Source organism: Frankia sp. BMG5.23 (assembly GCF_000685765.2).
GTDB classification, from domain to species: domain Bacteria; phylum Actinomycetota; class Actinomycetes; order Frankiales; family Frankiaceae; genus Frankia; species Frankia casuarinae.
In genome coordinates, this window is record NZ_JDWE01000013.1 from 27,699 (window position 1) to 51,998 (window position 24,300).

At 70.0% G+C, this 24,300-nt stretch carries 18 protein-coding genes; 15 read left to right on the plus strand and 3 right to left on the minus strand.

Translation table 11 applies throughout. The features are described from left to right. Positions 1-1,349: 1,349 nt before the first annotated feature. Together BMG523DRAFT_RS08485 and BMG523DRAFT_RS08490 are read left to right on the plus strand one after the other, a co-directional pair. Entirely contained in the window at positions 1,350-5,159 is a 3,810-nt protein-coding gene (locus BMG523DRAFT_RS08485) for a diguanylate cyclase (protein WP_235462972.1), read from the plus strand. A gap of 264 nt (positions 5,160-5,423) precedes the next feature. Continuing rightward, positions 5,424-6,185, plus strand: coding sequence for an SDR family NAD(P)-dependent oxidoreductase (locus tag BMG523DRAFT_RS08490; RefSeq protein WP_011434832.1), 762 nt, complete (start codon positions 5,424-5,426; stop codon positions 6,183-6,185). Between the two features lie 43 nt (positions 6,186-6,228). On the opposite strand, the gene BMG523DRAFT_RS08495 is transcribed toward BMG523DRAFT_RS08490, so the two are convergent. Both BMG523DRAFT_RS08495 and BMG523DRAFT_RS08500 read right to left on the minus strand, forming a co-directional pair. Then, complete coding sequence (locus tag BMG523DRAFT_RS08495) at positions 6,229-6,420, minus strand: hypothetical protein (RefSeq protein ID WP_011434831.1); 192 nt, start codon at positions 6,418-6,420, stop codon at positions 6,229-6,231. A gap of 49 nt (positions 6,421-6,469) precedes the next feature. Next, positions 6,470-7,546 carry a non-ribosomal peptide synthetase gene (locus BMG523DRAFT_RS08500; protein ID WP_108913197.1) on the minus strand — a complete coding sequence of 359 codons (1,077 nt, stop codon included), beginning with the start codon at positions 7,544-7,546 and terminating at the stop codon, positions 6,470-6,472. Positions 7,547-7,901: 355 nt separating this feature from the next. Here BMG523DRAFT_RS08500 and BMG523DRAFT_RS08510 point away from each other — a divergent pair, with 355 nt between their 5' ends. The 12 genes from BMG523DRAFT_RS08510 to BMG523DRAFT_RS08565 all read left to right on the plus strand — a co-directional run bounded on the left by BMG523DRAFT_RS08510 (position 7,902) and on the right by BMG523DRAFT_RS08565 (position 22,002). Further along, complete coding sequence (locus tag BMG523DRAFT_RS08510) at positions 7,902-8,402, plus strand: hypothetical protein (protein ID WP_011434828.1); 501 nt, start codon at positions 7,902-7,904, stop codon at positions 8,400-8,402. Positions 8,403-8,710: 308 nt separating this feature from the next. After that, complete coding sequence (locus BMG523DRAFT_RS08515; RefSeq protein ID WP_235462975.1) at positions 8,711-10,606, plus strand: hypothetical protein; 1,896 nt, start codon at positions 8,711-8,713, stop codon at positions 10,604-10,606. Between the two features lie 194 nt (positions 10,607-10,800). Next, positions 10,801-11,964: a TAXI family TRAP transporter solute-binding subunit gene (locus tag BMG523DRAFT_RS08520; RefSeq protein WP_035909864.1), complete on the plus strand. Its 1,164-nt coding sequence runs from the start codon at positions 10,801-10,803 to the stop codon at positions 11,962-11,964. Between the two features lie 69 nt (positions 11,965-12,033). Next, a complete protein-coding gene (locus BMG523DRAFT_RS08525; RefSeq protein ID WP_011434825.1) occupies positions 12,034-13,560 on the plus strand; it encodes a serine/threonine-protein kinase in 1,527 nt (508 codons plus the stop codon). A 130-nt stretch (positions 13,561-13,690) separates the two neighbouring features. After that, positions 13,691-15,574, plus strand: coding sequence for a serine/threonine-protein kinase (locus tag BMG523DRAFT_RS08530; RefSeq protein WP_043590840.1), 1,884 nt, complete (start codon positions 13,691-13,693; stop codon positions 15,572-15,574). Positions 15,575-15,630: 56 nt separating this feature from the next. After that, a complete protein-coding gene (locus BMG523DRAFT_RS08535) occupies positions 15,631-16,734 on the plus strand; it encodes a class I SAM-dependent methyltransferase (protein WP_043590842.1) in 1,104 nt (367 codons plus the stop codon). Positions 16,735-16,874: 140 nt separating this feature from the next. Continuing rightward, positions 16,875-17,354 carry an OmpA family protein gene (locus BMG523DRAFT_RS08540; protein WP_232235168.1) on the plus strand — a complete coding sequence of 160 codons (480 nt, stop codon included), beginning with the start codon at positions 16,875-16,877 and terminating at the stop codon, positions 17,352-17,354. Next, positions 17,351-18,238, plus strand: coding sequence for a hypothetical protein (locus BMG523DRAFT_RS08545; protein WP_043590844.1), 888 nt, complete (start codon positions 17,351-17,353; stop codon positions 18,236-18,238). The genes BMG523DRAFT_RS08540 and BMG523DRAFT_RS08545 overlap by 4 nt, the downstream gene beginning before the upstream one ends. Positions 18,239-18,485: 247 nt before the next feature. Continuing rightward, positions 18,486-18,971: a hypothetical protein gene (locus tag BMG523DRAFT_RS08550; RefSeq protein WP_011434820.1), complete on the plus strand. Its 486-nt coding sequence runs from the start codon at positions 18,486-18,488 to the stop codon at positions 18,969-18,971. 135 nt (positions 18,972-19,106) lie between these two features. Then, entirely contained in the window at positions 19,107-20,183 is a 1,077-nt protein-coding gene (locus BMG523DRAFT_RS08555) for a hypothetical protein (RefSeq protein ID WP_011434819.1), read from the plus strand. Between the two features lie 105 nt (positions 20,184-20,288). After that, complete coding sequence (locus BMG523DRAFT_RS08560; protein WP_011434818.1) at positions 20,289-20,867, plus strand: hypothetical protein; 579 nt, start codon at positions 20,289-20,291, stop codon at positions 20,865-20,867. 67 nt (positions 20,868-20,934) lie between these two features. Beyond that, the gene (locus tag BMG523DRAFT_RS08565) at positions 20,935-22,002 is read left to right on the plus strand and encodes an LLM class flavin-dependent oxidoreductase (RefSeq protein ID WP_011434817.1); all 1,068 of its coding nucleotides are present in this window, start codon (positions 20,935-20,937) and stop codon (positions 22,000-22,002) included. Here BMG523DRAFT_RS08565 and BMG523DRAFT_RS08570 read toward each other — a convergent pair. Next, on the minus strand, positions 21,890-22,765 hold the full coding sequence (locus BMG523DRAFT_RS08570) for an SDR family oxidoreductase (protein WP_011434816.1): 876 nt from the start codon (positions 22,763-22,765) through the stop codon (positions 21,890-21,892). The genes BMG523DRAFT_RS08565 and BMG523DRAFT_RS08570 overlap by 113 nt on opposite strands. A gap of 315 nt (positions 22,766-23,080) precedes the next feature. Between BMG523DRAFT_RS08570 and BMG523DRAFT_RS08575 the strand changes: the two genes are divergently transcribed. Next, on the plus strand, positions 23,081-24,295 hold the full coding sequence (locus BMG523DRAFT_RS08575; protein ID WP_235462976.1) for a hypothetical protein: 1,215 nt from the start codon (positions 23,081-23,083) through the stop codon (positions 24,293-24,295). Positions 24,296-24,300: the final 5 nt, after the last annotated feature.

The window sequence follows — 24,300 nt, forward strand, 5'->3', positions numbered from 1 at the left end:
GCCGCACATCGGCCTCGACAGTGCCGCACATCGGCCTCGGCCGGGCCGCACATCGACAGTGCCGCACATGAGCCGAGCCGCGTCCGAGCACGGCCCGTCGGCACTGGTATGAAGCGTGCCACTCCTGGCCGCGTCGGACCAGTCGCATCGCGCGCTCTCGCCGGATCCACGGGCCGTGTACCCGGCGGGGCCGTGCGGATCACGGCCGCGCCGAAGAGGATCCGCTCCCGCGGCGAAGGCCCACGGCGGACCAGAAAAGATCCCTGCCGCCGGCCCCGAACAGGTGGGCTGTTCCCGGCCGGCGTCCGGCTATTGCGCCCAAAGGTTTTTACACATTCGGCATCCAACGCCGGGACGATGTCGTCGCGCCCTGACGTCCGGGCACTAGGCCGGATCGAGAACCAGGTAAATCGACCGGTGGCCACGTCCGGGCGAAGAAATCCGCACGCTCCGGCCCACCCGAGGCGCGGTGAATCTCCGGACCGCCGTCCGGGCTAGAATGCCGTTTCCCGTTAAGCCAGCCACCGGCGGAACGGATCGGAAGCAGCCGACACACTGCTCGACCAAGCCGCCCCGCGCCCTCGCCGACGCCTCGACGAGGAGCCGGCGGGCAGGCAGGGACGGTCACGCGCTCTTATTCACCCGGCGGTCCCGCTGCCACGAAGCCCCGCCGGCTCGAGCAACGCACGCGGTGAGCAGATGATCATCTTCCGCGATACTCGATCGGGCTAGACCGGCCGGGTGTTACGGAGAGTATTGGATAACGCCGAAGGGAACGAGAAGCATGCGGGGACCGGTCGCGGGCGGTACCAACATCACAGCTCCCCAGCTCCAACCAACAGCACCCAGTGCTATACATAGCGTTATACGCAGTAACCCGTAGTCGAGTTGATGCCGCCCATCGACCGACCATCCAAGCCTTAAAGTATTCAGAGCGACACCTCTAGTAGTCGAATCATTCTCGCTCGGCAATCTCCTCCATCCCGCGAACGCGCCGGGTCACCCAGCCCAATACGCCGGTCCGTGTCGGCACAAGCGGTGGAGTTCTGTCACGGGCGGCGGCCGGTGAAACTCGTGGCACAGATACTCGTATGCTCACCCACTACCGGGATGATTCGACGGCACGGAAAACAGAAAGTCTTCACTCACGGTAAGATCCGTCGAGTCCGGGCACGGTTGTCGGACGGGGCATATAGATGATCAGAGGTGGCCGAATCGGTGGGCGGCAAGCGCCCGGGCGAGTCACGGCCGCAATCAGAACCTCGGCGGCCCGGGCCGGATCGCGACTCCGGCGGCGATTCATCCACCCGCTGATCGTCGGACTACTCACGGTTGCGGTCCTCGGTACCATGGCAATCTGGACGGGCTCCGATCTGCTGAGCCGGGAGAAGATCGACCGCCTCAACGAACGTTCCCAGCTGGTCAAGCGGCTCGCGCAGTGGGCGGCGATCGTCGATAACCCGGCGGCGATGCAGTCCGCGACCGATCGGACGCCCTTCCAGCCCGGTGACCCCCTGGGAAACGAAGCCCTGCTCCCGCAGCTCCAGATCGCTCACTCCGGCGATGTCATCCGGGTGGTTGCGCTGCTCGACACCGCGGGCCATACCACGGCCTCCTATCCACGGGGGAACTCCATAGTCCCCGCCGACCTGGGGCAGGCCTGGTCCGCTGCCTGGTCCGGGGTTCCCGCGGTGTCCCCCGTCTTCGCCCTCCACGATGGCCGCGTCAGAGCAACGGTGGTTCCCGTCGGCCGTCCGCGGCCCTGGGCCGTCCTGGTCGCCGTGTCCACCGAAGAGTCCAACCTCCAGTTCACCAACTGGATCACGGCCCTGCTCGGGGTCGGCCGGGGCAGCATGTCGACGGTCGGCCCGGACGGGGTACCGATCGCATCCACCGAGCCGGGCATGCTGGGTCGGCAGGTCCTCTCGACCGCCGATCTCTCCCGCTCCCACGCCCAGCGTGGTGGTGCGCGGATCTGGGAGACGACCGAGAACGGCAGGAGGATCACGAACATCACGGCGGTGCAGCCGACGACGGGGTACCTGACCTACTTCCGGCAGGCCACGGACTCGCTGAACGCCGACCTCCGGGCCCGACGGAACCAACGGAATCTGACGTTGCTGGCCTTCGCGCTGACGTCGGTCCTGAGCATCGTCTTCGTCGGCCTGCTGCGAGAGACGGCGGCTCGGCGCTCCCGGGCCGGGCTGTGCGCGTTGTTCGCGGCGGCCCATGACATCGTGCTGACAACCGACCTCACTGGACGACTCACGTTCATCAGCCCCGCGATCGTCCCGTTACTCGACCATTCCCAGGAAACCTGGCTCGGGCGCAAGGTCGCGGATCTGGTGCACCCGGACGACGCCCACCGGCTCGTACGATTGATCGAGAACCCCGCTGCCGGGTCCCTGCTCAACATTCGGATGACGGCGGCGAACGGCACATCCCGGTGGTTCGACGTCGCGACCCGCCACCTGTCCACCCGGGATGGATCCGGCGAAGTGCTGATCACCTGCCATGCGGTCGGTAAACGGAAGCAGTTGTTGGACCAGCTCGGCTATCAGGCGCGCCATGACGTACTCACCGGACTGTGTAACCGGACCGCCTTCGAGGAGCAGCTAGAGGATGCCCTCGCCGCGGCTGGGGGCGTCGCGGTCCTGTTCATCGACCTCGACAGCTTCAAGCCGGTCAACGACACCTTCGGCCACGCGGCCGGCGACCGGGTGCTGCAGGTCATCAGTGGACGGATCCGAACACTGCTGGGCCCCGACGATGTCGCCGGGAGATTCGGCGGCGACGAGTTCGGGGTCCTGCTGCTGCGCGCGAACGAAATCGCCGCTCGCACCATGGCCGGTCGGGTCATCCGCGCGGTACGGGAACCGATCCTCGTCGACGGCTACGAGGTCTGCGTCGCCGCAAGCATCGGAGTAGCGCTGGCCGTCAGCCGGCCCAGCCATTCCGGGCGGCTGCTGCGCGCGGCCGACGAGGCCATGTACAAGGCCAAGCAGGCTGGTCCGGGACGATATGCCATGGCGGACCCCCCAGCGGCCGAGACCACCACGCTCAAGGCGCCCGCACCGTCCGCGTCTGTGCTCCTCGCCACCGACCGGATCATGCCGCGATCCCCGGTCACCCGACCGCGCTCGATGTCCTTCCCAGCCTTGCCCAGATCCCCAGGCCCGCCCAGATCCCCAGGCGCATCCGGATCGTCACCCGCGGGCCGGACCGGGCATCCGCTGTCTCCTCGACGCTGGCGGACAACCGTGCGCGAGCAGCTGGGGCGAGCCATCCCACTGCTCGTGCTGGGGACCGTCATCCTGGCCGCCACGGCGGTCACCCTGGAGATCGAGAATGCCAACCGGCGGCGAGACGAGGCCCAACACACCGCCGAGACCCACTCCCTCGTCCTCCGTCTGGCCGAGTATGTCGCGGACCTGGGTCAACCCGTGCGCCTGATCGACCCGATCTCCAGACTTCCCTGGTCGCTGACCGAACCCGCTGTCGACCAGCGGGTGCTGGCGTCGGTCTCCCGATCGGCGCTCGCGGGCCCCGACACCGTTCTGGCACTGGTCGATCTCGACGGCAGGCCGACGGCGGTCCAACCCACCGGCGCAACGATCCCGTTCCCCCCACGGGACCGGATCTGGGCTCTCGCCCGCACCAGCGGAATCAACATCCCTGTTTTCCACCTGGGCGATCGGGTTCGGGCGTACAGCATCGTGCCGATCGTGCGGGACGGACGCAGCGCCGCGTTTCTGGTCATGGGTAGACCGGGAGCCGGGATGCCGGGAGCCGAGATGGTCCGCGTTTTTGGCGGCGGGGGTACCGGGACGAGCGGCACCGGAGAGGACACCCGGATCGTCATCGTCGACGAGGCCGGGCGCATCGCCCTGTCCGACGATCCGTCCGCGGTCGGGATCGCCCTGATTGACGGCACGGAGCTGCGGTCAATCAAGCCAGGCCAGAGCCGGCAGGTGACGGTGCGCAACGGCGGCGGTCACGTCGCCGTCGCCGCCGCGATCCCCGGCCATCCCACGTGGGGGTACCTCATCCTGCAACAGAACGGCCCGCTGCCGCGCGACCCGCGAGACAACCATGCCGTCGGCGATCTGCTGCTGCTCGGCATTGTGACCGTCACGTTCTCAGGCCTGACAAAAATGATCTTCCGGGGAGAGCAGGCGGTCCGGCGCGACCGGGCGCGGCTGCAGACCCTGCTGCACGAGTCGCACGACATCATCGTCAACCTGGACCGTGCGGGCCGGCCGACCTTCATCAGTTCGGCGGTCGAAAGCCTGCTCGGCTACCCGGTCAAGGCCATGATCGGGCTGCCGCTCATCGACCTGGTCCATCCCGAGGACCAGGCTGCGACGCGGGCCTTCCTCGCGGACCGGCAGCGTGGTGGACCGGGGTCCCTGCTGGACGTCCGCATGCAGACGGTTAACGGCGACCATCGCTGGTTCGACATCGAGGCCGGCGCCTGGCGGCCCGCGTCCGGGCCGGGCTGCTTCGACGGTGGTGTCCTGCTCACCTGCCACGAGATCAGCGAACGTCGTCAGTTGCAGGAGCAGCTACGGAAACGTGCCACCCACGACCCGTTGACCGGCCTGCCGAACAGGGCGGCGCTTACCGAATTCCTCGATCAACTGGCTCGGGAGCAGACTCCGTTCGCGGTTCTACTCATCGATCTGGATGACTTCAAACCGATCAACGACACGTTCGGTCACCAGGTGGGCGACGATGTGCTGTGCACGGTCGCCACTCGGTTGGCCGACGTCCTCGCCCCGGGCCCGTCGGTGGCCAGCGCGGGACCGGTCGAGCCGATCGGTCCCGCGCTGATCGATCCCGAGATGATCCGACCGGAAGCACATGCTGGGCAGGCGTTCCGACTCGGCGGTGACGAGTTCGTCATTGTGCTGCCCGGGGCCGACTCCCTGACGATGCGCCAGACCGAGCAGCGGGTGCGCGAGTTCGTCGAGGCACCCCTCACCGTGGCCGGCAACACCCTTGTGGTCAAAGCAACGATCGGCCTGGCGTCCTCGCAGGCCGTCGGGGGCGCCGGCTCGCACAGTCCCGAGAGCGTGGTCCGGCACGCCGATACGGACATGTACGAGGCGAAGACGAGCGCCCGGGCCCGACGCTCCATCTCCCCCGCGGCGCGATGACCTCCGCTCTCCCGAGGCCCTCGGTCGCCCTGTCGACGTGCGCGGGATTGTCGCGCTTCACAGCCGGTGAGGTCGAAGTAACCGACACGTCGTCAGTACCCCCCGACCCACAGATCACATGTTCCGGAACACGTTTGCCGGCAGCCTGGTAGGGCCAGCCGCCGGGACCTGCAAGGATGGCGGCGCGAGAAGCCCGGATCGCTCGCCGGCCCGGGATGGGATCCATGATCAGGCGCGAGCCGCCTTATCGTGAAGGAGCACTCTATGTCCGTATTGGACCGTTTCCGATTGGACGGTCGGGTCGCCGTCGTCACCGGGGCGTCCTCTGGTCTCGGGGTGGACTTCGCCCGGGGCCTGGCCGAGGCCGGCGCGGACGTGGCCCTGGGCGCCCGCCGGGTCGACCGGCTCACCGCCACCGCCGAGTTCGTGGAGAAGGAGGGCCGCCGCGCCCTGCCCGTCGCCACCGACGTCACCGACCCCGCCTCCTGCGAACACCTTGTCGCCGCCGCGATGGAGACCTTCGGCCGGGTCGACATCCTGGTCAACAACGCCGGGATCGGCACCGCCGTCCCCGCGCTCAAGGAGACCCCGCAACAGTTCCGCTCCGTCATCGACGTCAACCTGGGCGGCTGCTACTGGATGGCGCAGGCGACGGCGCGGGTCATGCGACCCGGCAGCAGCATCGTTAACATCTCCAGCGTTCTCGGTCTGACGACCGCCGGCCTGCCGCAGGCGGCCTACGCGGCGAGCAAGGCCGCACTCGTCGGCCTCACCCGCGATCTGGCCCAGCAATGGACCGGCCGACGCGGCATCCGGGTGAACGCGCTGGCGCCGGGTTTCTTCCACTCTGAGATGACCGACGCGTACCAGCCCGAGTACCTCGAGACCCAGTTGCCGAGGGTCCTCGGCGGACGCTTCGGTGAACCGGAGGAACTGACCGCGGCGCTGCTCTTCCTGGCCTCCGACGCCGGCAGTTTCGTCACCGGGCAGACCCTTGCCGTCGACGGCGGTTTCACCATCACCTGAGCCCTCCGTCCATATCGTCCGACTCGCCAGAAACGCCCGCCGATCAGGTCTCGAGCGGCATGAGTTCGGCGGCGAAGGCGTCGAAGAAATCCGGCCATCCGCCGGGTGTCGTGACCGGATGAACGACGAACTTACTCATCCCGGCGGCAAGATATTCGGCGATCAACGAACGCGCCGCGTCCCACCCGACCGGGAGGAGTCGCTCGGGGTCGACCTGCGGGTAGCGCCGCCGCAATGCGGCAAACGTCTCCGCGGGCGGCGTGGAGATGGCGATCCGCAGGAGATCAGACCCGGCGGCCGTCGATGCCGGGCACCGTCGCCAGCTCGTGGCGCAGCTCGGCCACCACCTCGGCGACCAGCGGTTCCCGCAGGACGCCGCGGTGGTCCCCGCCGATCCGGCGGATCGCGGCGGGCCCGGTCAGGACGCCCCGCCAGGCCTCGATCTCGTCGTGGTCGTCGGCGAGCCAGACCGTCGTCCGGCCATCGTAGGTGCGGGGGCGGTAGGTCATCGTCAGAATGCGCCCCTGGTTGTAGAAGACGTCGTACTGGTGCATCCCCCGGAAGCGGACCACGCCGGCGAGCGGCAGCTCGACGAGTTGGCGCAGGCGGTCGACCACCACCCGCGGGGTCAGCGTGGGCCCGTCGTCGGCGGCGAGTGGGCCGATCCCCCGACCGGCGTCGGGCGGTGTTGGGGAGTCCGGATGCGCTCCCTCCAACTGACTGGTCGGCACGATCGCCCCGGATCGGGTCAGCCGCGAGGTACCCGGCAGATAGGTGTCGATCAACGCCAGCAGGCCGACCTCGTGGCCCGCCTTCCGGAGGACCTGCGCGGCCTCGAACGCGATCAGTCCGCCGAAAGAGTGCCCGGCCAGCAGGTAGGGACCCGTCGGCTGGAGAAGACGGATCTCCCCCACGTGCCGCCGGGCGGCGGCCGACACCGACCAGTCGGGGACGCCCCGCCGTTCCAGGGCGTGCGCCTGCATCCCGTAGACTCGCCGTTCGCCCGCGAAGTACCGGGCGAACGGGAGCAGACCGATCGCCGGCCCACCAGCCTCCGGGAAGCAGAACAACGGGGTGCCGGAACCGTCGGGCGTCAGCGGCATCACGGTGGGATGCCCGACGGACTCGCTCTGCCGGGCGGCCCACACCTCGGCGAACGCGGCGGGCGTCGGCGCCTGGGCGACCACGGAGCTCGGCAGCCGGACCCCGAACTCGTCGCACAGGGTCGCCACCAGCTCCTGGGCGGTCGCCGCATCACCGCCGAGATCGGTGAAGTCGTCATGCAGACCGACGGTCTCGAGACCGAGGACGCGGGCCCACAGCAGGGCCGCGGCCACCTGGTACGGATCGGCCGCAGACATGCCCGGCAACGACATCACCCCACAGGACTAGGCGAAGAGCACATTGAACACCACCGGTGGAGATCATCGACACGCCGACCAGGCGTTCGTGGGAACCAGTGGTCGCGGCCCGCGGCGCTGCGCCTGGTTCCGCCGGTCGGCCCGCCCCCGGCGGGAGGGCCCGTACCCCGATGGGGTGCCTGCTACCCGCCGGGGGCATTGACGGCTCGGTATCGGGCGCTCACCGTAGACGTGTGGGTGATGTGGGCAGACCGGAACGGATCGTCGAAGACGAGCCGATCAGCTTTCCCGACTCCGAGCCGCTGACCATCCCGGTCCCGGCCGCGCCGGAACCGGACCTGGAACCGGTTCCCGGGTGAGCCTGCTCGGCTGGCGGCAGTGGGCGGTGGACGCGCGCGGCCAGCTACGCCCTGCCTGGACGCCGTGGTCGCCGTTTCCACCCGGGTTGCTGCTCTGGCGCGCCGACGGCATGACCGAGGCACATTGCCTGCGCACCCGCCGGCCGGACCGGGACGTCGAGCCCGGCGAGCCCGGCGCGGGCCACGGACGGGTCCCGGACGAGCACTGCGCCTGCGGCCTGTATGCCTGGCGGGACCCGAGCATCCTGGCCGCCGCCCGCCCGCCCCGCTGGACCTCCCTGCCGTACGTCGTCGGAGTGGTCCGGCTCGGGGGGCGGGTCATCGTCGGTGAACGGGGCTATCGCGCGGAGCGCGGCTATCCCGTCGCCGTGCTTGACCGCGACGGCGTCGTCTCCGACGACTACGCCGTTGCGCGCTATCGCAGCTACGCCGCGTTGGTGGCGGAATGGGCGGATCCGAGCGCCACGCCCCGCGGCCAGGACCGGGCAGCCGGGTAGTACCGCGCGCCGCACCGGAACGGCCCGGACAGCCCAGCACCGGACAGCCCAGCACCGGGAACCGCCGGACCCGCGGGAACGAACGCGGTCCCGGAAAACCGGTGAGGGTTTCCGCAGCCGGCTGAGGAACTCTCCCCCGGCGGGTATCCCTCCCTGTGCCGTGTCGCGGGTGGACCGTCACCCCATACCGCCAAATCATCACGTTATGTAGCTACGGAGGCAATCAGGGCGACTATGGTCGTGAACGCCCCGTACATCCCGTCCGCAGGGGGCGGATCGGGGTCTACGGGCACACGAGGGGGGCCGTCGTGACGCAATCCGAAACCGCTGGGGCCGCCGAAGGCATCTCCGGTCACGGTACCGATCATGCTCCCGGCCACAGTGCACGCCCGGCGCCGGAGATCCGGTCCTGGCGGATCCAGGTTCCTCCGCCGCTGTTGGTCGCGGTGGGATACCTGGCGGTGGCCATCGGCATCTTCCACTCCGCGTGGGGGAATCTCGGGAACGTCTCCTACGGCGGCAACGACGCCATGCTGTTCGCCTGGTTCCTCGGCTGGACGCCGCACGCGCTCGCCGACGGGCTCAACCCGTTCCTGACGCACCACATCAACGCCCCCGACGGGGCCGACGTCCTGTGGAGCACACCCGTGCTCCTACTGGGCGCGCTGGCCGCACCGATCACGCTGCTGGGCGGCCCCGTGACCACGCTGACGGTGCTGCTGACTCTGGCGCCCGTGATCAGCGGATTCGCCCTGTTCTGGGTGCTGCGCCGATGGGTACGTCCGGGACCGGCGGCGCTGGCGGGCCTGCTGTACGGCTTCGGACCGCACATGATCGGCGCGTCCTACGGTCATCTGCATCTGACCTTCGCGCCGTTCCCGCCGGTTCTCCTGCTGCTCCTCGACGATCTCGTGGTCCGCGGGCGGGGGCCGCGGCGCACCGGCGTCCTGCTCGGCCTGGCGATCATCGCCCAGGCGCTGATCGGCGAGGAGCTGCTCGCCACATCCGCGCTGGCAGCCACGTTCGGCCTTGTGATCCTCGCCGTACGTCATCGCGATCGGATCCGATCGCGGCTACGACCGGCCCTGAGCGGCCTCGCCACGGCCGGCGGGGTCGCCGCGGTCGCGCTCGCCTGGCCGCTGGGCACCCAGTTCCTGGGTGCCCAGCGGATCCATGGCTCGATCCAACCCGATGGAATCGCCGTGACGGATCTGCTGACCTTCGTCACGCCGACGCCCATGCAGGCCGTCGCCCCGGACGGCGCGCTGCGCCACAGCCTCGGTTTCACGGGGAACGCGGTCGAGGTCAGCGGTTACCTGGGCGCTCCACTGATCGTTCTGGTCGTCGTGGTCGTCGTGGTCGTCGTCGCGACGGGCGGCGCGCGCCGGCCTCCGCCGGTCGGGGTGTTCGCTCCGCTCGGCGTGGTCATGGCCGTGCTCTCACTCGGTGGTCACCTGCATGTCGACGGCCGGGACACCGGCGTTCCCCTCCCGTGGCTGCCCCTTCAGCACGTGCCGGTACTCGGCAACGTGTTGCCCTCCCGCCTGGCGTTATACGTGATGATGTGCGCGGCCATCGTGGTGGCGACCGGGCTTGACCGGCTGGCGTCGGACCGGACGGTGCCCGCCGATCCGGACCCCGGACGGGAGATCCCCGCTCGGGTCCGGACCAGGACCGTCCGGCTGGGAGCCGGCCTGCTGACACTCGCGGCCCTGGTGGCGCTCGTCCCCGCCCCGATGCTCACCACGTCGATGACGACGCCCGCGTTCTTCACCAGTGACGGGGTGACCCTGATTCCGCAGGGTGCCACCGCACTCGTCGTCCCCTTTCCCCATCCCCAGAACGCCGAGGCCATGCTGTGGCAGGCCAGGGCGAACTTCCGGTTCGTCATCCCCGGCTGCTACTGCACCGTCCCCGGGCCCGATGGCCGGGCGGCGTTCCACAGCCCGCCGGACGCGCTGACGTCCGCCCTCATCGACATCGACAACGGCGCGACGACCGCCGCTGCCATGTCGGGATCGCCGCGGCTGCGGGCGGCCTACAAACGGCTCGCCCCGGACGCCGTCGTGCTGGGACCGGCGCGGCGGACCGCCGAGCTACGCACGCTGCTGCGCGAGCTCGTCGGCGCGGCTCCCAGCCGGGTCGGCGGGGTCGACCTGTGGCTCCCAGGCCGGGAAGCCGGACGTTGGCCTCGCCACCGGTGACCCCGTGTCGTCCACCGGACAAGCCCGAAGGCCCGCCGGGAATCGCGCTCCGGAAGAGTTTCCGAGAAGCTGGCAGCGGGGCGCTTTACCACCGCACCCCCGGCTGTGAACCTGCTCTGCCGATTCCTCTACGATTTCCCGCATTCCGCGACCATGGTCGTCAATGATCCACATCCCAGAGCGGAGGATGCGCGGTGTCGACGGACCAACCGGCCGGGTCCCGGCCGGAAAGGCTGACCCGACGGCAACGCCTCACCGTGGTGATCGGTGTGGTTCTCGCCGTCGCCGTCGTCACTTTGCTCATTACCACGTCCGATCGTTCCAGGGCGGCCGCCTGGCCGCCGGCGGGCCGATCCGCCTGCACTTCGGTACAGATCTTCACTGGCAGTGTCGGGTCACCCTACAACCAGTTTGCCCGGGTACTGCGGACCCGGTTGCAAGCCGCCCCGGAACACTTCGACGTGGACGTCGTGGAAACGGCGGGTTCCACGGAGAACATCTATAACCTGGAATCACCCGACAGCCGCGTCTGCGGGTTGGCGATCGCGCAGCTCAACACGACGGTCGACGCGGCGGAGGGGGTCAACCAGTTCGATCCGAACCGCGGTGGCCACCCGGTGGCGGGTCTGCGCACCATCGGACCCGTCCATCAGGACCTGCTGCACGTGATCGTGCGCGACCCCACCAGCAGGTCGGATGACGTCGACATCACCCGCTTCGCCGATCTCTGCCACCGACCCATCGCCGCCGGCCGGTCGGGATCGGGGGTCCGGCAGATCAGCGAGGTGCTCCTGCGGGTGGCCCTGTCCGAGGACTGCCGCGGCGAACTGGACGAATCCTCCATCGACGAGGCCCTGCGCCGCCTGTCCGCCGGGAAGGTGGACGCGGTGGTCTGGGCGGGCGGAGCCGGAACCCGGCAGATCAAGAACGCCATCGCCAGTGGCGCCAGGCTGCGCCTGCTCGACCTGTCCAGCTACCAGGACGGCATCACCGCCGACTGGGACCAGTTCTACCGGTCCCGCGGGCACTTCTTCGCCGGGCCGGTCTTCGGCACCGGAAGCCTCGGACCCGACGACTACCGGGGGATCTCGCCGGTCCGGACCGTCACGATCCCCAACGGCCTGCTCGCCCATGCGGACGCCGATCCGGTGCTGGTCAGGCGGGCGACCGCCGAACTGTTCCGGGATCCGCAGGACTACGCGAAGGAGCTGTGGGGCGACAACCCCGGGGGACGGACGGTCCCGGACGCGCTGTCCGTCTACGAAGGGCCACTTTTCTGCTATATACCGCTGCATCGGGCCGCCGCGGAATACTACGTTCAGAGATTCCGACGGCCACCGGGCTGTGGTGCGACGTGACAGCGCCACCAACGTGACAGCGCCACCAAAGGCAGTGCCGCCGGGGACAGGGACGCTCGAGGACCAGCCGTGCTACGACCACTGAACGACACCGACCCGCGGGTGATGGGGCCCTATCGCCTGCACAATCGCATCGGCGCCGGCGGCATGGGCGTTGTTTACCTGGGATTCGGACCGGACGACCAGCCCGTCGCGGTGAAGGTGCCGCACGAGGTGCATGCCAGTGACCCCGAGTTCCGTGCCCGCTTCCGTTCCGAGGTCTCGGCTGCCCGGCATGTGCGAGCCGACACCGTCGCCCGGGTGATCAGGGCCGAGGTGGACGGGCCGAAGCCCTGGCTCGCGACCGAATACGTGGCGGGCCCCACCCTGCGCGCCGCCGTCCAGGAGGGCGGCCCGCTCACGGGCCGCCCTCTGGATGGGCTCGCGATCGGTCTCGCCGCGGCCCTCGAGGCGATCCACGCCGCCAGCGTGGTGCATCGCGACCTCAAACCGGCGAACATCGTGATGTCCTGGGCCGGTCCCAAGGTCATCGACTTCGGGGTGGCCCGGTCGGCCGACTACACCGGCTACACCCAGGCGGGCGAACTCGTCGGGACCGTGGTCTGGATGGCCCCCGAGCAGATCAACGGCCAGCAGGCGGGATCGGCCGCGGACGTCTTCGCCTGGGGATGCTGCGTGGTCTTCGCCGCGACCGGGCGGCGGCCCTTCCGCGGCGAGGCGCCGGAGATCGTGGCGCTGCACATCAGCTCGACCGAGCCGGAGCTCGACGGCGTGCCCGAGCGGCTGCTCGGTCCCGTTCGTCAGGCCCTGACGAAGAACCCCGGGCACCGGCCCTCCGCCGGCGAGCTCGTCCGCCTGCTCACCCAGCGGCTCTCCCCCGAGGAGACGGCCGACGCCAGCAACGACGTCCCCCCGGTCACGGGTGCGGAACCGAACCGCGAGCAGACCCGGCCGACCCCGAATCCCGGCCCGCCGGCAACCCCTCCCCCCACACCCTCACCCGTCCCGACGCCGTCATTCCCCGCAGTCGGGCCCGCGCATCCGTCACGGCCATCCCCGTCCTCGTCACGGCCATCGGTCCTGACCGCGCTGCTCGCCCTGACCGGTCTGGCCGCCACGGTCGGGGTCTGGGCCGCCGAAACCGAGCGGACCGGCCATGCCGTCGTGGGGCCGGTGGCCGCCGCGATAATCGGCCTCATCTGCGGGCAAATGATCTTCCTGAGCGACCGGCGGATCGGTGTCCTGACGACCGTGGCCGCGGCGGTGAGCGGGTCGGGGATCGGTCTGCTGCTCGCGCGCGTCCTGGATGTTGACGAGCCGAATCGCGTGCTGCTGTCGGTCGCCGGCGCCCTGATCGTCGCCACGGCCTTCGCGGGCGCCATGGCGCCGTCCCGGCCGGCCCCGGGGGATCGGCCTGGAACCGACGGACCGGGTGAGCCGGTGGGGTCACACCGGCTCCTGGAACCGACCCACCCGGTATCCCGTACGAACACCGGTGGGGAAGCCGGCACGGACGCCGCCGGGGCGACCCTGCGCCTGCACGGCGCCGCGGCCCCCGGCCAGCACCTCGTGCCGGAACGCCCCGACCCGTCCTGACCGACCCAACCCCGGCCCAGCCCGGGGTCACCCGACCCGACCCCGGCGAGCGGGCTGCTCGGCAGCGTCTCGATATTTCCGTCCACCTGGGAAGCTGTCCTGCGACAATGGAGGAAGCCAAGGGGGTGTCGTGGCTACCGTTCCGGTAGGCAACCGTATGGTGGCGGGCCGATACCGACTCGTCGCGCGGCTGGGTGCGGGTGCGATGGGGACGGTGTGGCGTGCCTTCGACTCCGTGCTGGAGACCGAGGCGGCCCTCAAGGAGATCGAGTTCGCCGGCGGAGTCGCCGAGGCCGAACGCGCAGACCGGGTCGAACGCGCCCTGCGGGAGGCGCGCCATGCGGCCAAGCTTCGCGGCCATCCGCATGTCGTCACCATCCTCGACGTGCTCCTGGAAAACGGCCTGCCCTGGATCGTGATGGAGCTCGTGCCGTCCCGGTCCCTGTTCGAGGTGGTCCGGTCCGACGGGCCCCTGCCCGTTGCCGAGGTCGCCCGGATCGGGACCGCGGTGCTCGATGCCCTCGTCGCGGCACGGGCGCATGGCATCGTTCACCGTGACGTCAAGCCGTCGAACGTCCTGATCGGGACCGATGGACGGGTCGTGCTCACCGACTTCGGCATCGCCACCGGCGACGGCGACCCGACCCTCACCGTCACCGGTGTCCTCGGGACCCCCCTCTACATGGCGCCGGAGCGGCTGAACAACCAGCCCGCCACCTTCGAGGCGGACCTGTTCAGCCTGGGCGGCACGCTGTACTTCGCCGTCGAGGGCCGGCCGCCGTTCGAGCGGGACACGTTCGGCGCGATGCTCGCGGCCATCCTGCTGCAGCCGCCCGCCCAGGCGCACCGGGCCGGCGAGCTGGCCGCGGTGCTCGACGGCCTGTTGGAGAAGGACCCCGGCCGGCGGATGACCCCGGCCCGGGCGCACGAGCTGCTCGCCCGGGCGGCCCAGGCCGATCCGCCGCGTCGGGCGGCCCACGTTGACGAGCTGTCCTGGCATCCAGGGCCCACCGCCAGAGCGGCGCCCAGCCAGGTGCCCGGCCAGGCGCCCAGCCAGGTGCCCGGCCAGGCGCCCAGCGGACACGTCGATCCCGGCGCGCCGCAGACCGGCCGTCCTGCCGCCCCGACGGAGCTCACCGCGGTGGAGCAGGACGGCGCGGTCCTGCTCCGATGGGAACCATCGACCACGCAGGGCGCCTCCTACCGGGTGTCGCGTGTTCTTGTCGACCCCACGGCCCCCGGCGGCCGCCGCGAACGCAGCCTGGGCATCACCACGGCCACCGAGCTGTTCGACGCCGGCGTGCCCAGGGGCGTCCCGCACTGGCACGAGGTGGTCACCACGGTGTCCGGCGAATCCGGCCAGCTGCGGTCCGTACCGGTCCGCACCCCGACCCGCACGCTCTTCCCGCCCGTCACGGCGCTGCGGGCGAGCATGATCGACGACGCGGTCGCGCTGTCCTGGCGACCGGTTCCGGGGCAGGGCTGCATCGTCATCGAACGGACCTTCGCCGAGACCTCCCCGCTGTCGGGCGCGAAGCGCCGGTTCCGCGGATCCGACGGCTATTTCCTCGACCAGGACACCGCGCCCGGCGCGATCTACCGCTACCAGGTGTGGGTCGCCGGAGCGGACGCCTCGGATAGTCTCGTCGCCCCGTCGGGTGCCGCGGAGGTACTGGTGCGGGTCGTCGCACGGCCGCGCGCGGTGGTGGATCTGGAGGCCCGTTCCACCCTGGGCGGCACCGTCCTGCGCTGGACGACCGTGCCCGGAGCGATCGTGCGGATCTACGTGACCGAGGTTCCCGAGCAGGCCGGGCTGGTCGGTACCGGCCCGTTCGGCCCGGCCGACCACGAGGTGGGCGTGGGGTCGCTGGAGGGCCGGGCCCGTCTTGTCGGGGAGAGCCGCCGCGGACGTCTCGTCGACCGCAATCCCGCCGGCGTGGTGGTGTACACGCCGGTCACCATCACCGAGGACCGCGCGGTGATCGGCGCGGCCGTCACCCATCACGCTCCGTAAACAGGCCCCGGTCGTGACCTGAACGCCCATCCCGAGCGGAGTGGCCGCGGGTCCGGATGCCAGCATGGGTCACCGTGGAAAGTCCAGACAACATCGCCGACAGCACCGGCACAATCGACAGCATCGGCACCACCGGCCCGACCGACCGCACCAGTCCGAGCCACACCGGCCCAAGCCACACCGGCCCAAGCCACACCGGCCCAAGCCACACCGGCCCAAGCCACACCGGCCCAAGCCACACCGATCAGGACGGTTCCGCGCCGCTGCCGGCCTACGGCTACCGTGACATCGACCCGGACACGGCCCGCCGGGCGAGCCGCTTCTACTGGGACGATGCCGCGGCGGACTACCAGTCGGAGCACGGCGCGTTCCTCGGCGACAGCGACTTCTGCTGGTGCCCGGAGGGACTGCGGGAGTCCGAGATCGGGTTGCTCGGCGACGTCGCCGGCAAGGTGGTCCTGGAAGTCGGCTGCGGCGGCGCGCAGTGCGCCCGCTGGCTGCGCGGGCAGGGCGCCCGGGTGGTGGGATTCGACCTGTCCGGCGGACAGCTGGACCAGGCCCGCGCGCTCGGGATCCGCACCGGTATCGATGTGCCGCTCGTCCAGGCGGACGCCACGGCGCTCCCGTTCGCGGCCGCCAGCGTGGACGTGGCCTGCTCGGCGTTCGGCGCGGTCCCGTTCGTCGCCGACAGTGGCACCGTGATGCGGGAGATCGCCCGGGTGCTGCGGCCGGGCGGCCGCTGGGTGTTCTCCACGACCCATCCGTTCGTCTGGTGCCTGCCGGATGACCCGGACGAGAACGGCCTGCGGGTCTTCCACAGCTACTTCGACCGACGCGCCTACACCGAGCATGACGAGCAGGGCAGCGCGATCTACACCGAGACGCACCGCACAATGGGCGACCGGGTCCGCGAGATCGTCGCCGCGGGATTGATCCTGCTCGACGTCATCGAGCCGGAATGGCCTCCTGGCCAGGAGCGGGCCTGGGGGCAATGGGGACCGATCCGGGGCGGATACGTCCCCTCCACCTCGATCTTCGTAACCCAGCTCCCTTCCGGGGCCTCGGGTGCCGATCAGCATGGATGCGGCGCGTACCAGGCCACCGACTCAACGCCGCGACGGGCTGACACACTATGCGAACAACGCCCCAGGGTGCGGTGAGACGGCCCGATCCCCCCCGTTATGGTGAGCCCCGGATTCGCCGTTAGGGGCAGACCGTGTATCACGCTCACTCCACACCCGGAGATGCCACGTTCAGGCGACGCGGCAATCCGGCCGTCCGCACGTGCGCGGGCGTGGTCATGACAGCGGCGCTGGGGCTCGTGGCCGGGTGCTCCTCCAGCGGCGGCGACACCGCCTCGTTCACTCCGGCGCCACGGGCTACCCGGATCGCGCCTGCCGTCGCGGCTGATCCGTTGCCACCGTTGAGCAAGTTCATCACCCAGCCGGACGGCAGCCAGGTGACGACGGTCAGCGCTGACTACCTGTTCGACTCGAACAGCAGTGAGCTCCGGAGGGAGGCCGTGACCGCGTTGGGGCAGATTCTGCCGTCGATCCGTGAACACCCCGGCCACATCGCGGTCATCGGGTACAGCGATGGGCTGGGTCGGACCGAGGACAACCTGCGGCTGTCGCAGGATCGCGCCAAGGCGGTCGAGTCGTGGCTTGCTACTCAGGGCATCCCCGGCTCGGTGCTGGAGGTCGAGGGCAAGGGCGAGGAAGGCGCGCAGGACGGCGTCGCCGACGCGAGCCGGCGCCGAGTGGAGATCGTGCTGCGATGACGAGCAATGTTCCCGTCGCTGTTCCCGTCGCTCCCACGGTGGCGGCCGAGGATGCCACCGAGGACGATCTGATGGTTGCCGGGCCGCGGCGACGGGCCCGGCGCAGGCGGCTCGCCGGTCTGGTCGCGGCGACGCTGCTCGCGACGCCGATGCTCACCGCCTGCAACACCGGCGGTCTGCTGGGCAGGGCCGACGCCTCCGCTCCGTTGGACTGCACCCGATACCAGGAGAAGGCCCCGGACAACGGCGCACCCCTGCTACTGATCCTTCTCGACCTGTCCGACAACTCGCCCGAGACGGCCGGGCGGGTGACCGCCCGGACCCAGCCCTATCTCGACACCGCGCTGAAGAACGGCGAGTACATCCGGCTGGTCGCCAGCGGCGGCGGCCCGATGACCTACTCGGACTGCTTCCACGGTGACCGGATGTTCCAGATCACTCGGAACAACGACCGACGCGAGGAGAAGGACCGGCTCGCCGCGTCGAAGGTGCTCAGTCAGGAGATCGACCACATCGTCCAAACCGAGCGGGTCAGCCCGAAGGGCAGCGTGACGGGCCTGCTCGCCGGCATCAACGACGAGATCAACGCCGTCCGTTCCACGCCCGATGTGAAGGTCAACGAGGTGACCGTGCTGGTCTGGACGGACCTCCTGGGGACCGGCCAGGACTCCGACTGCCTCAACGTCGACGGTAAGAAGGCCTCCGTGTCGATCGCCGAGGCACTGGTCAAACGGTGCTTCGAGACGCGGCAGATCACCTCCGTCGGAAACGACAGGGTGCGTTTCATCGGCGTCAACGAGGGATCAGCGGACCGCCCGCAGCAGGACCTCGCCCGTTACCTCAAGGGCGAGCTGTGCCGACGGATCAGCAGTGACTGCAGCTAGGACGGCCCCGCCCCGGCCGGACACCCGGCGTCATCATCCTCATGCCCCCGACCAGCCCGGCCCCATCGAAAGCGGCACTGCACTGACCACTCTCACCGCCACCTCAAGTCCGGCCGCGACCGTCGCCGGAGCACCCGAGATCCCGGAACACCCCGTCCGCATCCGCCGCGGCGCGCACCACGCCGACACGTCCGAGCCACTGATGATCGCGACAGCACCGGTGGAAACCCACGCAAGGAGGCGACCCATGGGTGTTCTTCACGAGCCCGAGGAGCAGCATTTCAGCCCGGCCCTCATGCGCTCGACGGTCGTGATCACCAGCTGTCTGCTCATGCTCGCGGTGCTGGAGATCTGGGTCTGGCTGACCCTGTCGTCGCCGTTCGCGAAGGTCTCCGTCACCGGCTCGATGATCGTGACCGCGCTCAGCTTCTTCATCACCGGGAACACCTTCCGACTGCGCGACATCCGCCGCCGTGTGGGCAACCAGGCCCGGGCCGGCCGGATCGCCCCGATCGACGCGCTGTCCAGGCTGCCGCCGCGGGAGACCATCCAGCGACGGTTCCTGCTGGGGGCCGTCGGTGCGGTCGTCGGGGTCGGCACGCTCGTACTGACCATGGTCTTCTCCGGTGACGAGGCCCAGGGTGCGCGCGAGGCGATGGTCGCCTCGGTGCTCGGCATCGTCTGCGCCATGCTCTGCTTCGTCGGCGGCACCTTCGCCCGTCCGATCGACTGACCGGCCGACCACGCCAACCACACCGACCAGCAGCCGACGAGGCCGACAGCTCCGTGGAACCTCTCGTCGAATGTCCCGTCGAACCCGTCCGGTCGAACCCGGAAGGACCGAGATCGGAAAGTAGGAACCTCCAAGGTGCTGCGTAGGGGAAACCAGCCAGGGCGTCTGGCCAAGCAGCTCATCCGCCGGGTGGGAGACGCCGACATTGCGCTGGCGGGCGCCGAGACCCGCCCGAAGGTCCTCAAGAGCCTCGAGGACGCGGAGGTCCAGGAGGTCCGCGCCGCGGTCCGGGCCGACGGACGGACCCTGGAAGAGCTGATCGCCGAGCTCCGGATGGAGATCGACTCCCGGGCCGAACGCCGAGAGCGGCGGACCGAGCTGATCAAGAACAAGGTCGAGCAGGGCCGGCTGTGGCGCAGCGTCGGGGTGCAGGAACGCATCCCGCAGATGGCACTGGCGGGCCCGGCCCGGGCCGCGGTGCTGACGGTGCTCGCGGCGCTGGACTTCTACGTCTTCGCCCAGTCCTACGCCGTCCTCGCCGACGTCGGCGGGTACGGGCCCGAATGGTGGCTGGGCGGCCTGCTGGGGGTCGCCGTGTTCATCGCCGGGGTGGCGCTCGCCCACGGCATCAAGGCGTCGATCCTCGCACGGGCCCAGAAGCAGATGCTCGCCGACGCCGACGCGGGCCGGTTCAAGATCGATCCGGAGATCCGCGAGCAGCTGGTGGAGTCGAAGTCGTCGCCGCTGGCCTTGACCCTCACCACCGCGATCTTCCTGCTGCTGTCCATCGCCGGAGTGCTGGTGCGCACCCAGGGATCGGCCAGCGAGAGCACCGGCGGCGCGGTGATCGTGTTCCAGGCGTTGATCCCGCTGGTCGCCGTCGCGGTCGAGCTCTACCTGCACGACCCGACGGAACGGGACGAGCCGATGCCCAACATCGTCGACCGTCGGCTCGAACGGCGGCTGGCCAAGGCCGAACGGCGGCTGCGCATCGTCGCGGCCCAGGTCGAGGCGAAGGTCTCCAGGATCGAGAAGCTCTACCGGGTCGAGGAGGCCATCCTTGACGTGGAGCAGAAGGACATGGGCCTGCGGCACACCACCGACCTCGTCCTCGGCGGTGGCCACATCCCGACCGTCCCGACGAACGGCCGGGTCGCCGAGGTGGACCGCGAGCAGTTGGAGAAGACCCTCAAGATGGCCCGTCGATCCTGATCCGGCTGACGGGTACCGATCCGGCTGACGGGTACCATATGAGACCGCCATCGAAGAGCACGCCGCCCGCGTGCCGGCCCCACAACCGGGGGTGACAATATTCCCATGCTTTCGGATGACGGCCTTTCGGATGACGACGTAGACGAGATCGTCTTCAAGGCCGCGGGAAACGGCGACCATCGCGGCGCGGCGGCCACTCTGGAGGCCCTGGCCGAACGGAGCGAGACGCACAGCGAACGCGTCACCCGGGCATCCCTGCTGGTCGACGCGGGCAGCCAGTACGGGCTCGCGGACGACTGGGACGAGGCGATCCGCTGCTACCGGGCGGCGGTGGCGGACGGCGGCAAGTGCCCGGTCGATCCCCGCGTCTGGCTGCATGACGGCCTGCTGCGCAACGGTCAGCAGGACGACGCGGCCGCGCTGCGGGCCGAGCTGAAGGCGTCCCGGTCGGTCGATCCGGGCGTCTACGAGGCCGTGGCCGAGAGCCTGGAGTCAATCGGTCTGCTCACCGACGCCCACGCCTGGTTCACCATGGGCTACCACCGCTGCGAGCACGCCACGGTCCCCGACTTCATGCTCGATCTCCTGCTGGTCGGCCGGCGGCGGGTGCGCGTCGCCCTCGGTTATCCGACGGACGATCTCGACGAGGTGGCCGAGGACTACATGGAGACGGTCGGCGGCTGATGGCCCCCGGGGTGCCCGGGGAAGTACCCCGGGAAGAGCGCGGCCGGATGCTTCGTTATAACCAGCCGTGAGCCCGGCCCGACCTGTCCCCCTGTCCGTGTTGGATCTCGTCCCGGTGGGCACCGGCGTCCCCGCCACCGACGCGGTCCACGGGACACTCGAACTCGCCCGACATGCCGAAAGGCTCGGATACACCCGATACTGGTTGGCCGAGCATCATGGCATCCCGGGGATCGCGAGCTCGGCGACCTCGATCCTCATCGGTCAGGTCGCCGCGGCCACCACCACCCTCAGGGTGGGGTCCGGTGGGGTGATGCTGCCCAACCATGCGCCACTCGCCATCGCCGAACAGTTCGGCACGTTGGGCACCCTCTTCCCGGGACGGATCGATCTGGGTGTCGGCCGTGCTCCCGGCACCGATCCCGCGACCGCCCGGGCTCTACGCCGCACCAGCGATCTGTCAGCCATCGACGACTTCCCCGAGCAGCTCGCCGAACTGACGACCTTTCTGGCCGGGGGGAATTTCCCCGACTCGCACCCGAGGCGCGGCGTCACCGCGTTCCCGCGGGCCGAGGTACCGCCCATCTGGTTGCTGGGATCGAGTGGCTACAGCGCCCAGGTGGCCGGCATGCTCGGCCTGCCGTTCGCGTTCGCGCACCATTTCAGCTCGGTGAACACGGTGCCGGCGTTGGAGCTCTACCGGAAGTCCTTCCGTCCCTCGCCCGGCCGGGAACGACCGTATGCGATCGTCGCCGCCGCGGTGCTCTGTGCCGCCGACGACGAGCACGCGCAGTGGCTGGCCGGACCGCAGCGGCTGGCGATGCTGCGGCTGCGTAGCGGCCGCCCCGGGGTGTTCCCTTCGCCCGAGGAGGCCGCCGCCTACCCGTGGACCTCGCGGGAGCGGTCGATCGCGGAGGCCGCCACCGCCTCGCACATCGTCGGCTCCCCGGTGACGGTTCGCGCGGGGATCGACGCGCTGCTCGACGAGACGGGTGCCGACGAGGTCATGGTCGTCACCAACGTCACCCGGCTGGCGGACCGGATCCGCTCCTACGAGCTGGTGGCCGAACTCGGCGGACTGACATCGACGGGTCCGGCGGCCGCGAGCGGCCGGGGCGCAGTACCCGTTCGGTGATCCGCGCGACCAGTCCGCGCGGCAGCAGCCGGGAGGCGTTGGAGGTCAGGTAGTTCAGCCGTCCGTCGATGACGTACGGCTGGCCGCGGTCGAGGGCACGGAACGCGGTGGCGATCACCTCGTCCGTGGTCCGCAACCGGCCACCGGCGGACATCCGGGTTCCCAGCACCTCGAAGAACTCGGTGTCGGTCGGTCCGGGGCATAACGCGAGGACGCGCACCCCCCGCCGGCGGTACTCGGCCCACAGGCCGATCGAGAACGACAGGACGAAGGCCTTCGAGGCCCCGTAGACGGTCATGTACGGGACGGCCTGGAAACCCGAGGTGGAGGAGACGTTGATGACCGTGCCGCGGCCCCGGGCCACCATGCCCGGCAGGAACAGGTGCGCGACCCGTTCGACAGCCACCACGTTCAGCATCACCTCACGGTGATCCCGGTCGGCGGACAGCTCGTGGTAGGGACCGCGTGTCCCGAACCCGGCGTTGTTGACGAGGATGTCGACCTCCAGGCCCGCTTCGGCGACCGCCTCGGCGAGGCGGTCCGGACCACGCTCGTCGGCGAGGTCGACCGCGATGACGTGCGCCTCGGTGCCGTACCGGGCGCCGAGGCGCTCCGCGACCATCCACAGCCTCGGCTCGGACGGCGCCACGAGGACGAGCCGGGCTCCACGGTCCGCGTATGCCTCGGCGAACGCCGCGCCGATGCCCGAGGATGCGCCGGTGATGAGAGCGGTGCTCATCCGAAGATCCGGGTCGGCGGTCATGCTCCTCCTGCTCAGCCGGGGTTCCGCACGGGCGTCCGCGCCGGGCGCGCCGGGCACGCCACAGGGCGATGTCAGGAAACGCCATCATCGAACACCCGGAAGGAGGAGCACTCACCCGGCACTAGGCGGATTTTCCCTTAGGCGACAGATCGCTCACGCCAAGCATCGACAACCCGGCGAAAATTACTACGGAAAGTCACCATCGCCGTCAGAGTCCCTCACCCGCTCCGCTCGACTCACCCACGAAGAATGACTCCGATGCGCGTCTAATCAACTACAATTTCGCCGCTACCCGGCAACCGCGGCAGGAGGATCGTGTCCCTACGTAGTCGAATGCCGCGACATCCCGGCGCACTCGTCCTCGTCCTCCTCGCCATGAGTGCTGTTCTTATCGCGACCCTCGGTCACGAACACCGCGGCCGCGACGGCAGCAGCGCGGCCGGGCCCAGTAGCCCGGACAGACCAGGGCCCACCAGCGCGGCCAGCCTTCCCGGCCCACCCGGCGCCCATGCACCACCCGGCGCCCATGCACCACCCGGCGCCCATGCACCACCCGGCGCCCATGCACCACACGATGAAGGGGATCCGCGGCCCGGCCCCTGGGGCCGGGCGCTGGCGGCGGGAATCCGACCCGTCCCGGCGACCCAGCCGGGCAAGCTGCGCTTTGGTCTCGGGCCGGCGCTCGACAGCGCCCTCGCCTCGCCGCTCGCCGGGAACCTGGACTTTCTCACCACCTGGTACAACGGCCCGGGCGACCTGAGCTTTCTACGGAAGTGGCGGGCGGACCTGATTCCCGAGGTCTACCGTTCCGGCCACGGCATTCATCTCGTCGTCTGGCTCGACGGCACCGGCAGCGTGGGGACCTTCCAGACCTCCCATGGCCCCGCCTGCGGCCGGGAGTACCCGTTGTCCGGCGCCTTTCTCACCGACGCCCGCGAGCTCGCCTCGATCTTCGCCGGACCCGCGAACGGCCCGGCGCTCTACGTCACGCTCTTCACCGAACTGCAGACATATCCGTGCCAGTCCAACGAGTGGGCCGCCACACCCGAGACCACGAACTACTACCGGGCTCTGCAGGACCGCTATCTGGCGACCCAGGAGATCTTCCATGCCGGGGCGCCCAACGCCCGGGTGTCGCTGGGCTGGGGCGGTTGGCAGAGCCGCTGGGACGATCCGGTGAAGGGCGGCGGCCGCTCTCTGATCACACACTTCGCGGACGTGCTGCGGGCGTCGGACTTCCAGAGCTTCCAGGCGATGGGGAACGATTCCAACGCCGCCGACGTGCGGAACATGACGAAGCTGCTGGGACAGTACGGCCCGGTCATGGTGGCGCATTTCAAGTCGGGGTCGCAGGCGGCCTGGGACGCGGACATGCACGCCCTGCTCGCCGGTGACGAGGTGCGCAAGCTCAGCCTGGACGGGCTGTTCGCCTTCAGTTTCATGGACCAGTCCAACATCAACTTCTCACCGCAGGCGCTGGCCACCGCCCGGGGGGCGGTGCAGAGCCACGGCGTCCGGTCCTCGTACTAACTGAT

Bases quoted from the DNA above. Each gene is read 5' to 3' on its own strand.
- BMG523DRAFT_RS08485 (WP_235462972.1), top strand. From the start codon at position 1,350: ATGGCAATCTGGACGGGCTCCGATCTGCTGAGCCGGGAGAAGATCGAC.
- BMG523DRAFT_RS08490 (WP_011434832.1), top strand. From the start codon at position 5,424: ATGTCCGTATTGGACCGTTTCCGATTGGACGGTCGGGTCGCCGTCGTC.
- BMG523DRAFT_RS08500 (WP_108913197.1), bottom strand. From the start codon at position 7,546: ATGTCTGCGGCCGATCCGTACCAGGTGGCCGCGGCCCTGCTGTGGGCC.
- BMG523DRAFT_RS08535 (WP_043590842.1), top strand. From the start codon at position 15,631: ATGCCAGCATGGGTCACCGTGGAAAGTCCAGACAACATCGCCGACAGC.
- BMG523DRAFT_RS08540 (WP_232235168.1), top strand. From the start codon at position 16,875: ATGACAGCGGCGCTGGGGCTCGTGGCCGGGTGCTCCTCCAGCGGCGGC.
- BMG523DRAFT_RS08545 (WP_043590844.1), top strand. From the start codon at position 17,351: ATGACGAGCAATGTTCCCGTCGCTGTTCCCGTCGCTCCCACGGTGGCG.
- BMG523DRAFT_RS08550 (WP_011434820.1), top strand. From the start codon at position 18,486: ATGGGTGTTCTTCACGAGCCCGAGGAGCAGCATTTCAGCCCGGCCCTC.
- BMG523DRAFT_RS08560 (WP_011434818.1), top strand. From the start codon at position 20,289: ATGCTTTCGGATGACGGCCTTTCGGATGACGACGTAGACGAGATCGTC.
- BMG523DRAFT_RS08570 (WP_011434816.1), bottom strand. From the start codon at position 22,765: ATGACCGCCGACCCGGATCTTCGGATGAGCACCGCTCTCATCACCGGC.